Source organism: Sphingobium cupriresistens, assembly GCF_004152865.1.
GTDB lineage: Bacteria > Pseudomonadota > Alphaproteobacteria > Sphingomonadales > Sphingomonadaceae > Sphingobium > Sphingobium cupriresistens.
Window position 1 is genome coordinate 86,506 of the sequence record NZ_SEOO01000015.1, and the last position, 15,896, is coordinate 102,401.

Annotated in this window: 8 protein-coding genes; 1 reads left to right on the top strand and 7 read right to left on the bottom strand. The window is 63.6% G+C overall.

From position 1 onward, the window contains the following. Positions 1 to 118: 118 nt before the first annotated feature. The 7 genes from EWH12_RS10875 to EWH12_RS10905 all read right to left on the bottom strand — a co-directional run bounded on the left by EWH12_RS10875 (position 119) and on the right by EWH12_RS10905 (position 13,479). Complete coding sequence (locus EWH12_RS10875) at positions 119 to 3,028, bottom strand: TonB-dependent receptor (RefSeq protein WP_129926563.1); 2,910 nt, start codon at positions 3,026 to 3,028, stop codon at positions 119 to 121. 138 nt (positions 3,029 to 3,166) lie between these two features. Next, positions 3,167 to 4,642, bottom strand: coding sequence for a mannitol dehydrogenase family protein (locus tag EWH12_RS10880; RefSeq protein WP_129926564.1), 1,476 nt, complete (start codon positions 4,640 to 4,642; stop codon positions 3,167 to 3,169). After that, positions 4,639 to 6,054: a glucuronate isomerase gene (gene uxaC, locus EWH12_RS10885; protein ID WP_066601303.1), complete on the bottom strand. Its 1,416-nt coding sequence runs from the start codon at positions 6,052 to 6,054 to the stop codon at positions 4,639 to 4,641. The genes EWH12_RS10880 and uxaC overlap by 4 nt, the downstream gene beginning before the upstream one ends. Next, complete coding sequence (locus EWH12_RS10890; RefSeq protein WP_129926565.1) at positions 6,051 to 7,376, bottom strand: MFS transporter; 1,326 nt, start codon at positions 7,374 to 7,376, stop codon at positions 6,051 to 6,053. The genes uxaC and EWH12_RS10890 overlap by 4 nt, the downstream gene beginning before the upstream one ends. Positions 7,377 to 7,511: 135 nt before the next feature. Beyond that, on the bottom strand, positions 7,512 to 8,723 hold the full coding sequence (gene manD / locus EWH12_RS10895) for a D-mannonate dehydratase ManD (RefSeq protein ID WP_129926566.1): 1,212 nt from the start codon (positions 8,721 to 8,723) through the stop codon (positions 7,512 to 7,514). Positions 8,724 to 8,737: 14 nt separating this feature from the next. Next, positions 8,738 to 11,107, bottom strand: coding sequence for a glycoside hydrolase family 3 N-terminal domain-containing protein (locus EWH12_RS10900; protein WP_129926567.1), 2,370 nt, complete (start codon positions 11,105 to 11,107; stop codon positions 8,738 to 8,740). Further along, complete coding sequence (locus tag EWH12_RS10905) at positions 11,104 to 13,479, bottom strand: glycoside hydrolase family 3 N-terminal domain-containing protein (RefSeq protein WP_129926568.1); 2,376 nt, start codon at positions 13,477 to 13,479, stop codon at positions 11,104 to 11,106. The genes EWH12_RS10900 and EWH12_RS10905 overlap by 4 nt, the downstream gene beginning before the upstream one ends. A gap of 141 nt (positions 13,480 to 13,620) precedes the next feature. On the opposite strand from EWH12_RS10905, the gene EWH12_RS10910 reads away from it, so the two are divergent. After that, positions 13,621 to 15,896: alpha-glucuronidase family glycosyl hydrolase (locus EWH12_RS10910; RefSeq protein WP_129926569.1), on the top strand; the 2,276-nt coding region annotated here is incomplete at its 3' end.

Genomic DNA, 15,896 nt, shown 5'->3' on the forward strand with positions numbered 1-15,896 from the left:
GGCGATGCGGCTTCATGGGACAGAAGAGATCAGATAAAATCCAACATTGGAAGCGCCGCCTCTTCACGAAAAAGGGTCGGCGTCGCCACCGACCCTATGAGGTGTCCTTGGGGGAGGATCAGAAATTCGCCCGGATGCCGGCCATGATCGTGCGACCAGGATAATAGACCGAATAGGGCGCATTATCATATTCGAACAGGGTGCGGATCGGCTCGTTGGTGATGTTGAGCGCATCAACCGTCAGACGCAGCGCCTTGTTGAAGAAGGGTAGTTGATAGCCCGCCGACATATCGAGCTGACCACGCGCTTCGGACCGGAGCGACGCATTCTGGATGCCGTTTTGCGGACGATTCACCGCAATGGCATCGTCGTTCCAGACATAATTCAGGCTGAGCGACAGGCCGTTATTTTCATAGAAGCCCTGGAGATTATATGAATATTTGGAAACGCCGGTCGCCACCAGACCGGACGAGGAAGACTGGTCCAAATAGGTGCCGTTCGCCGAGAAGCCCAAACCCTTCACCAGGAAGTCGAGCGGCTGAACCCAGGTGACTTCCAGCCCCTTGATCTTGAGATCAGACAGGTTGATGGGGCGGTTGACGGTGATCGGCAGATCGGACACCGGCACCCCCGTCTGGAGCGATCGGTCATTTAACGCATTTTGCTGGGTTGCGATCAGACTGGCGAACGGAATGTTGAGCGAACCGAAGCTGACTTCCTGCGACTGGGTGACGGTGAAGCCGGTGATATTCTTCATGAACATCGACACGCCGACATAGCCGATGCCGCCGGTGTAGATTTCGCCGCCGATGTCATAATTGTCCGACGTGTAGGGCTTGAGATCCGGGTTGCCCGCACTGGCGACCAAAGCCGACGGGTCGGAGAAAGTGATGCCTGGCAGAATCTGACTGGCGTCGGGGCGAGTCATGGTCCGCGAAGCCGAAGCACGCAATTTCACATTATCCATGACGTCATAGGTCAGGTTGATCGACGGCAGGAAATTCTCATATGTCGACCGCGATGTGATATCGATGATCTGCGATCCGATCTGGCTGGGTCCGATCACCTCCTGCCGGGTGCGGGCGTAACGCATACCGGTGTTGATATGCAGATCGCGACCCGCGATCGTCGTGACCCCGTTCAGTTCGAAATAAGCGCCCCAAACTTCTTCATCCATGTCGCCGGTCGCGCCGCCGGTGACGGCGCCGCGCGTTTCCGGCGCGTTGTCACGATAGCTGACATAATCGGTCGCCTGCTTGATGGCATCGAAATCGGGCATGATATATCTGGTAAAGCCGATATTGCCGTTGGCGAGATGGCCGAAATTGGTGGTCGATCCGGGACTGAGATAGCCCGGAATGGCGCTGGTCGGGATTGAGCCGCTATCCCCGGTGCAGCCGGCGCCGCATACGGACAACTGATAGGCCGGGCTGTTGTCATAGGCGCGGATGGTGCGTTGCGCGCGGTCATAGGCCGCGCCGACCTTCACGTTGAACATCGCGTCGCCGTAGGTCAGGTCCAGATGCGCGCCCTTGGTTTCGGTGGTGCGGCGCACCAGCGCGATATTCTGGCGATACCATTCCCACAGGCCGTTATTGGGATCGTTCAGATCGACATTGGTGGTGATCGCGGGATAATCGCCTTGGCCGGTATTATCATAATAGACATCGACGCCAGACCCTGGCGCAGTCTGGAACGCCCAGGTCGGCTGTTCGCGGAAGAAACGGCTCTTGGACCAGTTGGCCGACAGGTTGACGGTCAGATTGTCCGCCGGCTTCCATTCGACGCTGGGGTTGATGTTCCAGAATTTGGTCGTCTGCTTGAACTGGCTGGCTTCCAGGAAGAAAGAGCTGTTGGCGAAGGTGCCGCTGGTGACGACGCCATTATCGTCCACGGTCAAGTCGATCGGGATCATGCCGCCGGTCGACTGGGCGCTGGTGCCAGGACCGGAATTACGCACCTGCCAGTTCATGATCAGGCGATCATAGTTGCGTTTCGATTTGGCCCACAGGCCATCAAGGGCGAAATGCAGTTCGTCGCTGGGGCGCCATTCGAGCGCGGCCAGCGCGGAGATGCGCGAGCGGTCGCCCTGCGTCAGGGCCTGACGGCCGAGGCGCGGAATGAGCGCGGTGCTGAGTTGGTCACGGGTCAGTCCCGACGTCGCGACCACATCGACCGGCTGGCCAGCGACCAGTCCATGCCCCGCATTGGCAGGAACGACCGACGCCCAGGAAAAATTATTGCCGCCCGGATCGCCAACGCCCAGATTGCCGTCGCTATAGCCCAGCGATTCAAAGCCATCCACGCGCGTCTTGGTCTTCACCCCGGCCACGCCCAGCAGGATGCCGAACGTATCGGTGGTGTGGCTGGCGACGATCGCGCCGCGGGGCGAAATCCTGTCGTTGCTGTCGGTATATTGGCCCTGCGCGACAACCGTGAAATGCGTACCCGGCTTGTCGAAAGGCCGCGCATTACGCAGGTTGACGGTGCCTGCGATGCCGCCTTCCAGCGTGGAGGGCGATGGGCTTTTGGCCAGATCGAGGCGGGTGAACAGTTCGGACGGGAAGAAGTCGAGATCGACTTCGCGGTTGGCGCTGCCGCCGTTGGTGCCGCCGTCCGACGCGACCTGAAGCTGCGACCCGTTGAGCAGGACGCGGGTGAAGCTGGGACCAAGGCCGCGGATCGCGACCTGCGTGCCTTCGCCGTTAATGTCGCGGTTGAGGCGGACGCCCGGCATCCGGTTCAGGGTTTCGGCCAGGTTGGTGGCAGGCAGCTTACCGATATCCTCGGCGAAGATCGAGTCGCCGAAGGCGACGGCGTCCTTCTTGGCGTTGGTAGCGCTCGCCAGCGAAGCGCGGATGCCGGTCACGACGATGTCGGCGACTTCGCTATCCTGCGGCGCGGCAGCGGCGGCGGGATCGGCCTGCGGCGCGGCCGCCTGCGCTATTGCCGCCTGAGCCAGGCTCAGCGATCCGACCGCGGAAGCCGCAAACAGGGCGGTACGAAATATATGGGTGCGTGAAGACATGAACAAACCCCTCTCCTGAGCGCGGCCCCCGAACTTCCGGTGGGCGTAAACTGGTAGCGCTATCACTTTTGCTTCAATAAACCTGCCTGCGACTTTGTCAAGACGCTCAAGCAACGCGACTGGTAACGATATAGGCGACTATTCCATCACTCCGCGAAAAGCGGCCAGCGCCGCCAGAGCGCCATTTGTTTCGAGGATGGCGAGCCACGGGTCCAGCGACGTGCGCAGCCTGTCGTCGCGCGCCAGCGCCGGCGGCACAACGGCATCGAACGCAAGAATCGCCGCGACGCGATCGGCCGTGTCCTGTTTGTCAGCCAATGCCGCAGCCATCGTTTCGGCCAGCGGATCGTCCACATAATGGGGTGCGCCACTATCGTCCCGCCCGGCCTGCCAGCGTATCCAGGCCGCGACGGCGAGCGCCAGGGCATCGATCCCATCCCCTGCCTTGAGGCGCGCGGCGATCGGCGCGAGCAGCCGCTGGGGCAGCTTTTGCGATCCGTCCATCGCGATCTGGCGCGTGCGGTGACGCAGCGTCGGATTGTCGAAACGCGCCATTAGGTCGCGGCGATAGGCAGCGACGTCCAGTTCGGGCGGTGGAGACAAAGTCCTCTCCGCCTCGTCCCAAAGCGCCTCCACGAAATGGCGTGCTTCGGGCAGGGCCAGCACTTCATGGACATGGTCGATGCCCGCCAGGCCGCCCAGATAGGCGATTCCGCTATGCGCGCCATTCAGCAGGCGCAGCTTGGCCTCTTCCCAGGGGGCGACTGCCGCGGTCAGTTGCACGCCCGCGCCGAAATTCGGTCGCGGGCCGCAGAAACGATCCTCGATCACCCATTGCAGGAATGGCTCGGTCTTGACCATCGCCTGATCCTCCACGCCCAGGCGCGTGGCGAGCGCGGCGATGTCTTCGGCCGTGGTCGCCGGCACGATGCGGTCGACCATGGTTTCGGGGAAAGCGCCATGCTGCGCGATCCAGTCGGCCAGGGCGGCGTCATGGCGGCGCGCCAGTTCCAGCACTGCGCCCCGCAACCGCGCGCCATTATGCGGCAGATTGTCGCAGCTGATCGCGGTGAAGGGGGACAGTCCGGCCGCACGGCGACGCGCCAGCGCGGCGACCAGATAGCCGGGCGCGGTTTGCGGCGCGTCGAGCGAAACCATGTCGACGGCCAGTTGCGGATCGGCTTCGATCAGCGCGCCGGTCGCCGGGTCGAGCTTATAGCCCTTCTCGGTGATGGTTAGCGTGACGATATGGGTGTCGGGAGAAGCCAGCGCGGCGAGCAAAGCCTGCGGCTCCTCCGGCGCGACGATGATGCGCTGGACCGCGCCAATCACCCGCGCCCGCTGTGCTGCGCCATCGCGCACCAGCATGGTATAGAGGCCGTCCTGCGGCTGCATCTGATCGCGCACGCCCGGCGACCGCAGCGAGGCGGCGACGATCCCCCAGCGCAAGTCGCCGGCGTTAAGCGCATTGTCGAATATGACCGCCTGGTGCGCGCGATGGAAGGCGCCGATGCCGATATGGACCACGCCGCACTTGACGGCGGCTCGGTCATAGGCGGGGCGGATCACATCGGCGGGCAATTGCGCCAGCGTTTGAGAGGAGAGCCGGCTCACAGCTTGTACGCCGCCTTGACCAGATCATAGGCGAGCGCACGGGCGACTTCGACCGCCTCATCCTCCTCCAGCCGATGTTCGGCGACCAGTTGGGCCAGCCAGGCGCAGTCCATGCGGCGGGCGACGTCATGCCGCGCCGGGATCGAAAGGAAGGCGCGGGTATCGTCGTTGAAGCCGACCATGTTGTAGAAACCCGCGGTTTCGGTCGTGCGCTCGCGAAAACGGCGCATCCCTTCCGGGCTGTCATGGAACCACCAGGGCGGCCCCAGCTTGAGCGCGGGGTAGTGGCCCGCCAGCGGGGCGAGTTCGCGGGCATAGACATCCTCGTCCAGGGTGAAGAGGATCAGGGTCAGGCGCGGGTCATTGCCATAAGCGTCGAGCAAGGGCTTCAACGCCTGCACGAATTCGCCCGCGGTCGGGATGTCGCCGCCCTTGTCCTTGCCGAAGCGGGCCAGCACGGCGGCGTTATGGCTGCGATGGACGCCGGGGTGCAATTGCATCACCATGCCGTCCTCGATCGCCATGCGCGCCATTTCAGTCAGCATATGTCCGCGGAACAGTTCTGCTTCTCCGGCCGTGACGGGGCCGGTCGTGACTTTGGCGTAAAGCGCCTCAATCTCTTCGCGCGGCAGGTTGGCGGTGAAGGCGGACGGATGGCCGTGGTCAGTGGAGGTCGCGCCGGCTTCGCGGAAATCGGCGCGGCGCTTTTCGTGGGCGCGGAGATATCCGGCATAGCTGCCTGCATCCTCACCCGCCATGGCGCAGAAGCGCTGGACGTTGGCGATGAAATGCGGGTCGTCGGGGTCCAGCACCGGGTCGGGACGATAGGCGGTGACGACCCGGCCGCCCCAGCCCGACGCCCGGATCGCGCGGTGATGGTCGAGCGGATCGAGCGGCCCTTCGGTGGTTGCGATCACTTCGATATTATAGCGTTCGAACAGGGCGCGCGGGCGGAAGGCGTCGGTCCTCAGCGCGGTATCGATCATGTCGTAATAGTGATCGGCGGTGTCCGCTTCCAACTGCACATCGATGCCGAACGCCTCGACAAAGACCCAGTCCATCCACATCCGCGTGGGCGTGCCCCGGAACAGATAGTAACGCTCGGCAAAGCGCCGCCAGATGGCGCGCGGATCGCTTTCGGTCGCGCTGCCATCGACGGTCGGCACGCCCAGTTCGTCCAGCGTCACACCCTGGCTCATCAACATGCGGAAGGCATAATGATCGGGCACGATCAGCAGTTGGGCGGGATTGGCGAAAGGCGCGTCATAGGCGAACCAGCGCGGATCGGTATGGCCGTGCGGGCTGATGATCGGCAGATCCCTGACCGCCGCATAGAGGCGCCGCGCCATATCGCGGGTGGCGGGATCGGACGGGAACAGCCGGTCGGGGTGCAGGCGTAAGGGCTTCGTCATGCGCGAGTCTCTGGAAGGGGAACAAGCACCGCCTGATAGCGGGGCAGGAGAAGATGGATGACGCCCAGCGCCATCAGATAGGCGCAGGAGGCGACCGCGAAGATCGGGCCGTAACTGCCCACCGTGTCGAGGATGACGCCCGCGAATTTGGCCATCATCATACCCCCGACCGCACCCGAAAGGCCGCCAAGACCGACGACCGATCCCGCCATCCGGCGCGGAAAGACATCACCGGGCAGCGCATAGAGATTAGCGGAAAAGCCCTGATGCCCGGCGCAGGCCAGGCCGATGAGGCCGACCGCCACCCACATGGATGGCGCGCTGGCGGCAAAGGCGATCGGCACGGCGCAGAGCGCGGCGAGCAGCATCGCGCCTTTGCGCGCGCGATTGAGGCTCCATCCCCGCCCCATGAAGCGCGAGGAGGCCCATCCGCCCGCGACCGACCCGACATCGGCCAGCAGATAGACCGCAATCAGCGGCGGGCCAAAGTCCAGCATCTTGACGCCATATTGTTTGTTGAAGAAATCGGGCAGCCAGAAGAGGAAGGTCCACCAGACCGGATCGATCAGGAAGCGCCCCGCCATATAGGCCCAGGTCTGGCGATGGCGGAACAGGGTCGCCCATTTGACCGGGCGCTGGGGTTCTACGGGATCGGTTTCGATCCAGGCCAGTTCTTCGGCCGACAGGCTCTTTTTCTGGCGCGGCGTGCGGTAGAAGCTCAGCCAGACGGCCAGCCAGACCACGGTCAGCAGGCCGGTCAGAATGAACGCCCAGCGCCAGCCCAGCGTCACCGCGATGATCGGCACCACCAGCGGCGTCAGGATCGCCCCGACATTCGACCCGGCGTTGAAGATGCCAATGGCGAGCGCCCGTTCCTTCTTGGGGAACCATTCGTTGGTCGCGGCGATAGCGGCGGGAAATGTCCCCGCTTCCCCGATCGCCAGCGGAATGCGCGCGATCAGCATCCCGGCGGTCGATGTGAAGAAGATATGGGCGACATGGCCCAGCGTCCACAAGGTCACAGCCAGCGCATAGCCAGCCCGCGCGCCGATCCGGTCGATCAGCCGCCCGAACACGACGTAAGAGATGCCATAGCCCGCCTGGAACCAGATGGCGAGATCGGCATAGCCGCGTTCGCTCCAGCCGTAGCGGGCCTGAAGGTCAGGCTTCAATGTCGGCAGGACGAGGCGATCGACATAAGACAGCACGACCGCCGCAAACAACAAGCCGCAGACGATCCAGCGGACTTTGCCTGATGGCTTTGGGCCTGATGGCTTTGGGCCTGATGGCTTTGGGCCGGATGGCTTTGGGATGGCGTTCATCGGGCTTTCCAACAAGCATTGGTCATCCCCGCGCAGGCGGGGATCCATCTATCGGCACGAAGCAAGGCGCGAGATGGCGCGATGGATTCCCGCCTGCGCGGGAACGACGGAGATGTTTGCGGATGGGTCAAGGGATCACCAGTTGAACATGGTGCCGTCTTCCAGCCGGTTCACCGGCAGGAAGGCGCGATTATATTCATATTGGGCGGCCAGGTCCTCGTCGATATCGACGCCCAGACCGGGCGCTTCACCCGGATGCATGGCCCCATCAGCAAAGGTGTAGGCGTGCGGGAAAACCGCGTCGGTTTCGGGCGTGTGGCGCATATATTCCTGCACGCCGAAATTGGGGACGCTCAGGTCGAAATGCAGCGCGGCGGCCATGCAGACCGGCGACAGGTCGGTCGCGCCGTGGCAACCAGTGCGGACCTGATAAAGGTCGGCCAAGTTCGCGATCTTGCGCAGGTGGCTGATGCCGCCGGCATGAACCACGGTGGCGCGGATATAGTCGATCAGCTGGTTTTCGATCAGCTCGCGGCAGTCGTGGATCGAATTGAAAATCTCGCCCACGGCCAACGGCGTCGTGGTGTGCTGGCGGATCAGCTTGAACGCTTCCTGATTTTCGGCCGGCGTGGCATCTTCCAGCCAGAAAGGACGATATTGCTCCAGATCCTTGCCCAGACGGCCCGCTTCAATCGGAGTCAGGCGGTGATGGATATCATGCAGCAGATGCACGTCCCAGCCCAGCGCTTCGCGCGCCGCCTTGAACAGTTCGGGAACGACGCGCAGATATTTGCTGGTGTTCCAGACATTTTCGGTCGGCAGGTCGGCGTCGGCCGGTTCGTAGAAATATTTATCCTTCGACACGCCATAGGTGGACGCCATGCCCGGCACGCCGCACTGGATGCGGATCGCCTTGTAACCCTGGCGCTGATAGTCGAGCGCGACGGCGACCGTATCCTCGATACTGGCGCCATTGGCATGGCCGTAGACCATCACGCTTTCCCGGCTCGCCCCGCCCAGCAATTGATAGACCGGCAGGCCCGCCAGCTTGCCCTTGATGTCCCAGAGCGCGGTATCGACGGCGGCGATGGCCGACATGGTGACGGGACCGCGCCGCCAATAAGCACCCTTGTAGAGATATTGCCAGATATCCTCGATCCGGTGCGCGTCGCGGCCGATCAGGCAGGGGACGACATGATCCTGCAAGTAACTGGCGACCGACAATTCGCGGCCGTTGAGCGTCGCGTCGCCGAGGCCGTAGACGCCGTCTTCGGTGATGATCTTGAGGGTAACGAAATTGCGACCGGGGGAGGTCACGATGACCTTGGCATCAATGATCTTGGGCATATGCGCAGTCCTGTTCAGATAATTTCGAGCGTGACGGTTTGAAGATTCTGGCTGTCCGGCCCGACCATGATGTCGACGAGGCCGGGTTCGACCACCTCTTCCATCTCCAGATTCCATAAGGCGAAGGCATCAGGGCCGAGGCTCAGGCGCACGGTCCGCGTCTCGCCGGGGGCAAGGGTGATGCGTTCAAAACCCTTGAGTTCCTTGATCGGGCGCGTGACGCTGGCGGTCTGGTCATGGACGTAGAGCTGCACCACTTCGTCCCCTGCCCTGTCGCCCATGTTGCGCACATCGACCTCGACCGTGACAGTTCCACCGACGCCGATGCGTTGAGCAGAAAGTCGTGGTTTTCCAAATGTGAATTGCGTGTAGCTAAGGCCATATCCGAAGGGAAAAAGCGGCGAGATGTCCTCGAACACATAACCGCGCCGGGCGCTGGGCTTGCGGTTGTAGAAGATCGGAATCTGCCCTGCGTCGCGCGCGACGGTGACGGGCAGCTTCGCGCCGGGATTGACGTCCCCGAACAGGATATCGGCCATGGCGGCGCCGCCCTCCTGCCCCGGATACCAGCATTCGAGCAGCGCGTTGGCGCTCTCCACTATGTCCGGATAGCTGGGCGGGCGGCCATTGATGGCGCAGACGATGACGGGCTTGCCGGTCGCCTTGATCGCCGAGAACAGGGCGTTCTGTTCGCCCAGCAGGTCCAGACTGGTGCGGTCGCCCAGATGGTTCTTCGCGAAGCCTTCGCGGCTGGTCTGTTCGGTATCGCCGATGGCGAGCAGGATGATATCCGCGCCCTTAGCGACTTCGACCGCCTCTGCGATCAACTGGCGGTTCTTTGCGGGATCGGCCAGATAGACTTCATCGACCGAGCGATCCTCGCTCTGGGTGATGAAGACGCCCTGCGCATGGACGACCTCCGCCTTGCCCTTGAGCTTGGCCTTCACCCCTTCCAGCAAAGACACGTCCTGCCGTGGAATGGAAGAATAGCCGCCCAGCCGCGCGATGGCGGCGTTGGGGCCGATCACCGCGACCCGCCTGTGCGCGCCGGCAGCGAGCGGCAGCGTGCCGTCATTCCTGAGCAGCGCGATCGATTTGTGCGCGGCCTTGAGCGCCAGCGCGCGGGCTTCGGCATTGCCGGTCAGCGCGTCATAATCCTTGCGCGGCCAGGGATTTTCGAACAGGCCCGCGCGGAACTTGAGCGTCAACATGCGCGTGCAGGCGATGTCGACCGCTTCGAGGGGCACCTTGCCCGCGCGGACCTGTTCCACGAGCGTCCGATAGGTCATCCCATCGGGCAGCTCGCAATCGACCCCGGCGCGGAGGGCGGCGCGGGCCGATGCCTCCGGGTCGGGCTGAACATGGTGGATGGTGTCGAGTTCGTGGACCGCGCCATAATCGCTGACCACCGCGCCGTCGAAATGCCATTCGCCGCGCAATATGTCGCCGAGCAGCCATTTGTTCTGGTGGCTGGGGACGCCGTCGATCTCGTTATAGCTGGGCATGACGGCGGCGATGCCGGTGCGCTTGACCACCTGCCGGAAGGGCGGAAAGAAATTCTCGCGCAACTCCCGCTCGCTGATCGGCGCGGGCGCGATATTCTCGCCGCTCTGGGGCTGGCCATGGCCGGTCATATGTTTGAGCGTCGCCATGACCTTGTCCGGGCCGATCTGCTTGCTCTCCCCTTGCAAGCCCAGCACCGCCGCGACACCCATTTCGCCGCACAGATAGGGGTCTTCGCCGAACGTCTCCTCGATCCGGCCCCAGCGCGGGTCGCGGGCGATATCCACCACCGGCGACAGCGCCAGATGGACGCCGCGCGCGCGGACTTCGCGGGCGATGACGGACTGGACGTCGCGCATCAGGTCCCGGTCGAAACTGCCCGCCAGGCCGATCGCCATCGGGAACATGGTCGCGTCGGTGGCCATATAGCCGTGCAGCGATTCCTCATGGAACAGCACCGGGATGCCCAGGCGCGTTTCCTGCGTCGCCCATGTCTGGACGGCGGTGATGAAGGCGACGGTGTCGGCCGGGGTGCGCCAGCGCGCGCCAACGCCGCCCGCCTGCTGCGACCCGTCGGGCGCGCCGCGCCGGTCGGACGGGCGCGTGATCTGGCCGAAGCTGGCGGGATAGGCCTGGCTCGCTTTTGCAGGCGAGAAGGTCAGGTCGTCCATGATGTCGGCCTTGGTCGCCCAGAGCGCGATGATCTGGCCGACCTTCTCCTCCAGCGTCATGCGGCCCAGCAGGTCGCGAACGCGCAGGTCGATCGGGGCGGTGGCGTCCTTGTAGAGCGGACCGCTCTTCCTAGCGGCGACGGCCGGGGCCGCCGCGAAGAAGGAGGTCGAGGCGAGCAGGCCCAGCGCCTGACGTCGGGCGAGACTCATGGCTTCACCGTCAGCGTGGCGGATTGGAGCGCGACCGAACTGTTCCCGGTCATGATCTCGAACTCGCCCGGTTCCACGACGCGCTCCATATGGTCATTCCACATCCACAGACTTTGCGGGCTGATCGTGAAGGTGACGGTCCGGCTTTCGCCCGGCTTCAGGGTGATGCGCTGAAAGCCCTTCAACTCCTTGATCGGGCGCGTGACGGAGCTGACCTTGTCGCGGATATAGAGCTGGACGACCTCGTCGCCTTCGCGTGCGCCGCTGTTGCGGACATCGATCGAGACAGTTGTTTTGCCTCCGGTGCCGATCGTCGTCGCGGCCAGACGCGGGGGCGACAGGTCGAACCTCGTGTAGCTGAGGCCGAAGCCGAAGGGGTAGAGCGGGTCGGTCGTATCGAACAGATAGCCGCGCCGCGCCGAGGGCTTGGCATTGTAGAATAGCGGCAATTGCCCGACCGATCGCGGCACGGTGACGGGCAGCTTGCCGCCAGGGTTCACGTCGCCGAACAGGACGTCCGCGACGGCATTGCCGCCCTGCTCGCCCAGATACCAGCCTTCGAGAATTGCGTTGGCCTGTTCGCTGATGGTGACGGTCGAGGCCGGCCGCCCGTTGATGAGGACGACGGTGATCGGCTTGCCCAATGCCTTGAGCGCATCGAACAGTTCCTGCTGCTCACCCACAAGGTCCAGGCTGGGCCGGTCGCCCAGATGGTTGTCGGCCCAGCCCTCGCGGCTCGACTGTTCGGTATCGCCCAGCGTCAGGACGATTCGGTCCACGCCCCTGGCCGCCTCGACCGCTTGCGCGATCAGCTTGCGGTTTTCGGCCGGGTCGGACTTGGTGACGCTGTCTTCCCACCAGTCGTCATTCTCGGTGATCTTCACGCCTTGCGCGAAGACGATGTTTGCCTTGCCGCCAACCTTCGCCCTGATGCCGCCGAGGATCGACACGGTGTGCGGCGGCTGGCCATAATAGCCGCCCAGCCGCGCCACCGCAGCGCTCGGCCCGATGACGGCGATCGTGCCTTCGGGCTTGAGCGGCAACATGCCGTCATTCTTGAGCAGGATGATGGAACGCTGCGCCGATTTCAGCGCGAGGGCACGGGCGTCCGCGTTGTTGGTGATCTTTTCCGACGCGGCGGCGTCGGCATAGGGCTGTTCGAACAGGCCGGCGCGGAATTTCAGCTCCAGCATCCGGCGCGTGGCCAGATCGACCTTCGCCTCGTTCACCTTGCCTTCGCGCACCAGCTTGCCCAGCGTCGCGTAAGACAGGCCGTCGGGCAAGTCCGCATCGACGCCCGCATCGAGCGCGCGCATCGCCGCTTCTTCCAGATTAGCGGCGATATGGTGGATGCTCATCAACTGATCGACCGCCGAATAGTCGGACACGACCGCGCCCTTGAAGCCCCATTCCTCGCGCAGCACATTATCCAACAGCCAGCGATTGGCGTGGCTGGGGACGCCATCGATCTCGTTATACGACGCCATGACCGCTTCGATGCCGGTACGCTTGACCACCTGTTCAAAGGGCGGGAAGAAATTTTCGCGCAGTTCGCGTTCGCTGACCGGCGCGGGGCCGACATTGGTGCCGCTTTCGGGCTGGCCATGGCCGGTCAGATGCTTGAGCGTGGCGAACACCTTGCCGGGTCGCAGGTCGCGGCTACGGCCGACGCCTTGCAGCCCCTCGACCGCCGCAACGCCCATTTCGCCGACCAGATAGGGATCTTCGCCATAGGTTTCCTCGATCCGGCCCCAGCGCGGATCGCGGGCGATGTCCACCACCGGCGACAGCACCATCGGCACGCCGCGGACACGGATCTCCCGCGCGATCACGCTGTTCACGTCGCGCAGCATGGCGGTGTCGAAGGAGGAGGCCATGGCGATCGACTGGGGGAAGCTGGTCGCGCCGACGGCGGCATAGCCATGCAGCCCCTCTTCATGGAACAGGATCGGGATGCCCAGCCGCGTCTGCGTCGTCGCCCATTTTTGCAGGGCGTTGACGAGCGCGACCGTCTGGCGCGGATTGCGGCCCGGCGCGACGCGCGGACTGACCGCGCCCTTCGCGTCAGACGGCCGGGTGAAATGGCCGAGGCCATTGGGATATTGCGCCGCGAGCTTCGCAGGATCGAGTTGAAGCTGCGCGTCGAAAATCTTGACCTTGTCGAGCCAGACAGTGGTGATCTGCGCGATCTTTTCATCCAGCGTCATGCGCGCAAGAAGATCATCTACGCGGGCTTCGATCGGGGCGCCGGCATCCTTGTACACAGCCTTGGTCGATGCCGTCGCGGGCGCCGCATGGACGGGCATCACCGGCAAGGCGACACTCAGCGCCAGCGCCGATGCGGCACACCATATTTTACGGTTACGGATCACGACGCCCCTCTCCATTTTATTCCGCGACAATCTTTCCGCTTGCCGTGGTTGAACTGATAGCGTTACCATTGCTTCGACAAGAGAGACTTGTCAATGCCCGATCAATGGGCTTTGACGTTCGGGACAAGGGAGAGGATTTTGGTGAAAGCGCGCCTGTTTTGCTGGATGATCGCCATGGCCGGGACGGCGCTGACGCCCGTGATCGCGCCCGTGGCGCAGGCCGAGGATGGCTATGATCTGTGGTTGCGTTATGCGCCCGCGGATCAGGTCCGCAAGCCCGGATTGGCGGCCCATGCGACCGCTATCGTGGCGGCCGGAACCAGCCCCACCCTGACCATCGCGACGCACGAATTGCAGCGGGGGATTGCTGGCATGACCGGCGCTACCCCGACCGTGTCGGCAACCATGCAGCAAGGCGCGCTGTGGCTGGCGACGCCGACATCGGCCCCTGCCCTGCCGGTCAAGACGGATGGCCTGGGCAGCGAGGGCTATGCGATTCGCACTACGATGATCGACTGCAAGGCGGTCACACTGATCGCCGCGAACAGCGATATCGGCCTGCTCCACGGCGCCTATCATTGGCTGCGCCTCGCCCAGAGCGGGACAAGTCTCGACAAGCTCGACATACGCAGCGCACCCAAGATCGGCCTGCGCCTGCTCAATCATTGGGATAATCTCAATGGCACGGTCGAGCGCGGCTATGCCGGCCAGTCGATCTGGGACTGGTGGCGGCTGCCCGACTGGACAGGGCCGCGCTACACCGACTATGCCCGCGCCAACGCCTCGATCGGCATCAACGGCACGGTTCTCAACAATGTGAACGCGAAGGCGGACAGCCTGACCGCGCCCTATATCGCCAAGGCGGCAGCATTGGCGGATGTCTTCCGTCCCTATGGGATCAAAGTCTATCTGTCGGTCAAATGGACCGCGCCGATGGAACTGGACGGCCTCAAGACCGCCGACCCGCTCGATCCGGCCGTCGCTGCCTGGTGGAAAGCCAAGGCCGACGAAATCTACAAGGCGATTCCCGATTTCGGCGGTTTCCTGGTCAAGGCCAATAGCGAGGGCCAGCCGGGGCCGCAGGATTATCAACGCACCCATGCCGATGGCGCGAACATGCTGGCGGCGGCGGTGAAGGCGCATGGCGGCATCGTGATGTGGCGCGCCTTTGTCTACGCCCATGACAATCCCGACGATCGCGCCAAACAGGCCTATAGCGACTTCAAGCCGCTGGACGGCAAATTCGCCGACAATGTGATCGTGCAGGTGAAGAATGGCGCGATCGATTTCCAGCCGCGCGAACCCTTCCATCCCTTGTTCGGCGCAATGCCCAAGACGCCGCTGATGATGGAATTCCAGATCACCAAGGAATATCTGGGCCAGTCGACGCACCTCACCTATCTCGGCCCGTTGTTCGAGGAAGTGCTGGACGCCGACACCTATGCGAAGGGCAAGGGGTCGACGGTCGCCAAGGTGATCGACGGGTCGCTGGACGGCCACAAGCTGACGGGCATCGCCGGCGTCGCCAATATCGGCGTCGATCGCGACTGGAACGGGTCGATCTTCAATCAGGCGGACTGGTATGCCTTTGGCCGCCTCGCCTGGGACACCAGCCTGTCGGCGCAGGACATTGCAAAAGAATGGGCGGAGATGACCTTCTCTCCCGACCAGAAGGTCGTGCAGCCAATCGTCAAGATGATGATGGGATCGCGCGAGGCGGCGGTCGATTATATGACGCCGCTGGGCCTGACGCATGTCATGGACACCGGCCATCATTATGGCCCCGGCCCCTGGGTTTCCGATCTGGCCCGGCCCGAATGGAACCCGGTCTATTATCATAAGGCGGATGCGAACGGCATCGGCTTCGACCGGACGAAGACGGGCAGCGACGCGGTCGGCCAATATGCGCCGCCAGTCGCGAAGATGTGGGCTAATGTGAAAACCACGCCGGAGCGCGACCTGCTCTGGTTCCATCATGTGCCGTGGGATTATCGCCTGTCATCGGGCGAGACAGTGTGGGACGGCCTGATCCATCGCTATGACAACGGGGTCCGCTATGTCGCGGATATGCAAACGACTTGGGCGTCGCTCAAACCCTATGTCGATGCGGAGCGGTTTGCGGAGACGCAGGCCTTCCTGACCATTCAGCATCGCGAGGCGCAATGGTGGCGCGACGCCAGCATCGCCTATTTCCAGTCGGTGTCGAAACGCCCCCTGCCCGCCGGATCAGCCGCACCCGCCCATGATTTGCAGTGGTACAAGGCGCTGGAATTCCCCTATGCGCCGGGCCTGTGGATGTCAGAGCTAATTGGCATGGTTCTGTCAGCGGTAAATGTCATCACGGCCAAGCTATTGCGACTGCCCTTCCGAAAGGCCCTCGCCGAACACCCATTCGGCGAACAGCGGACGCAAGTCCC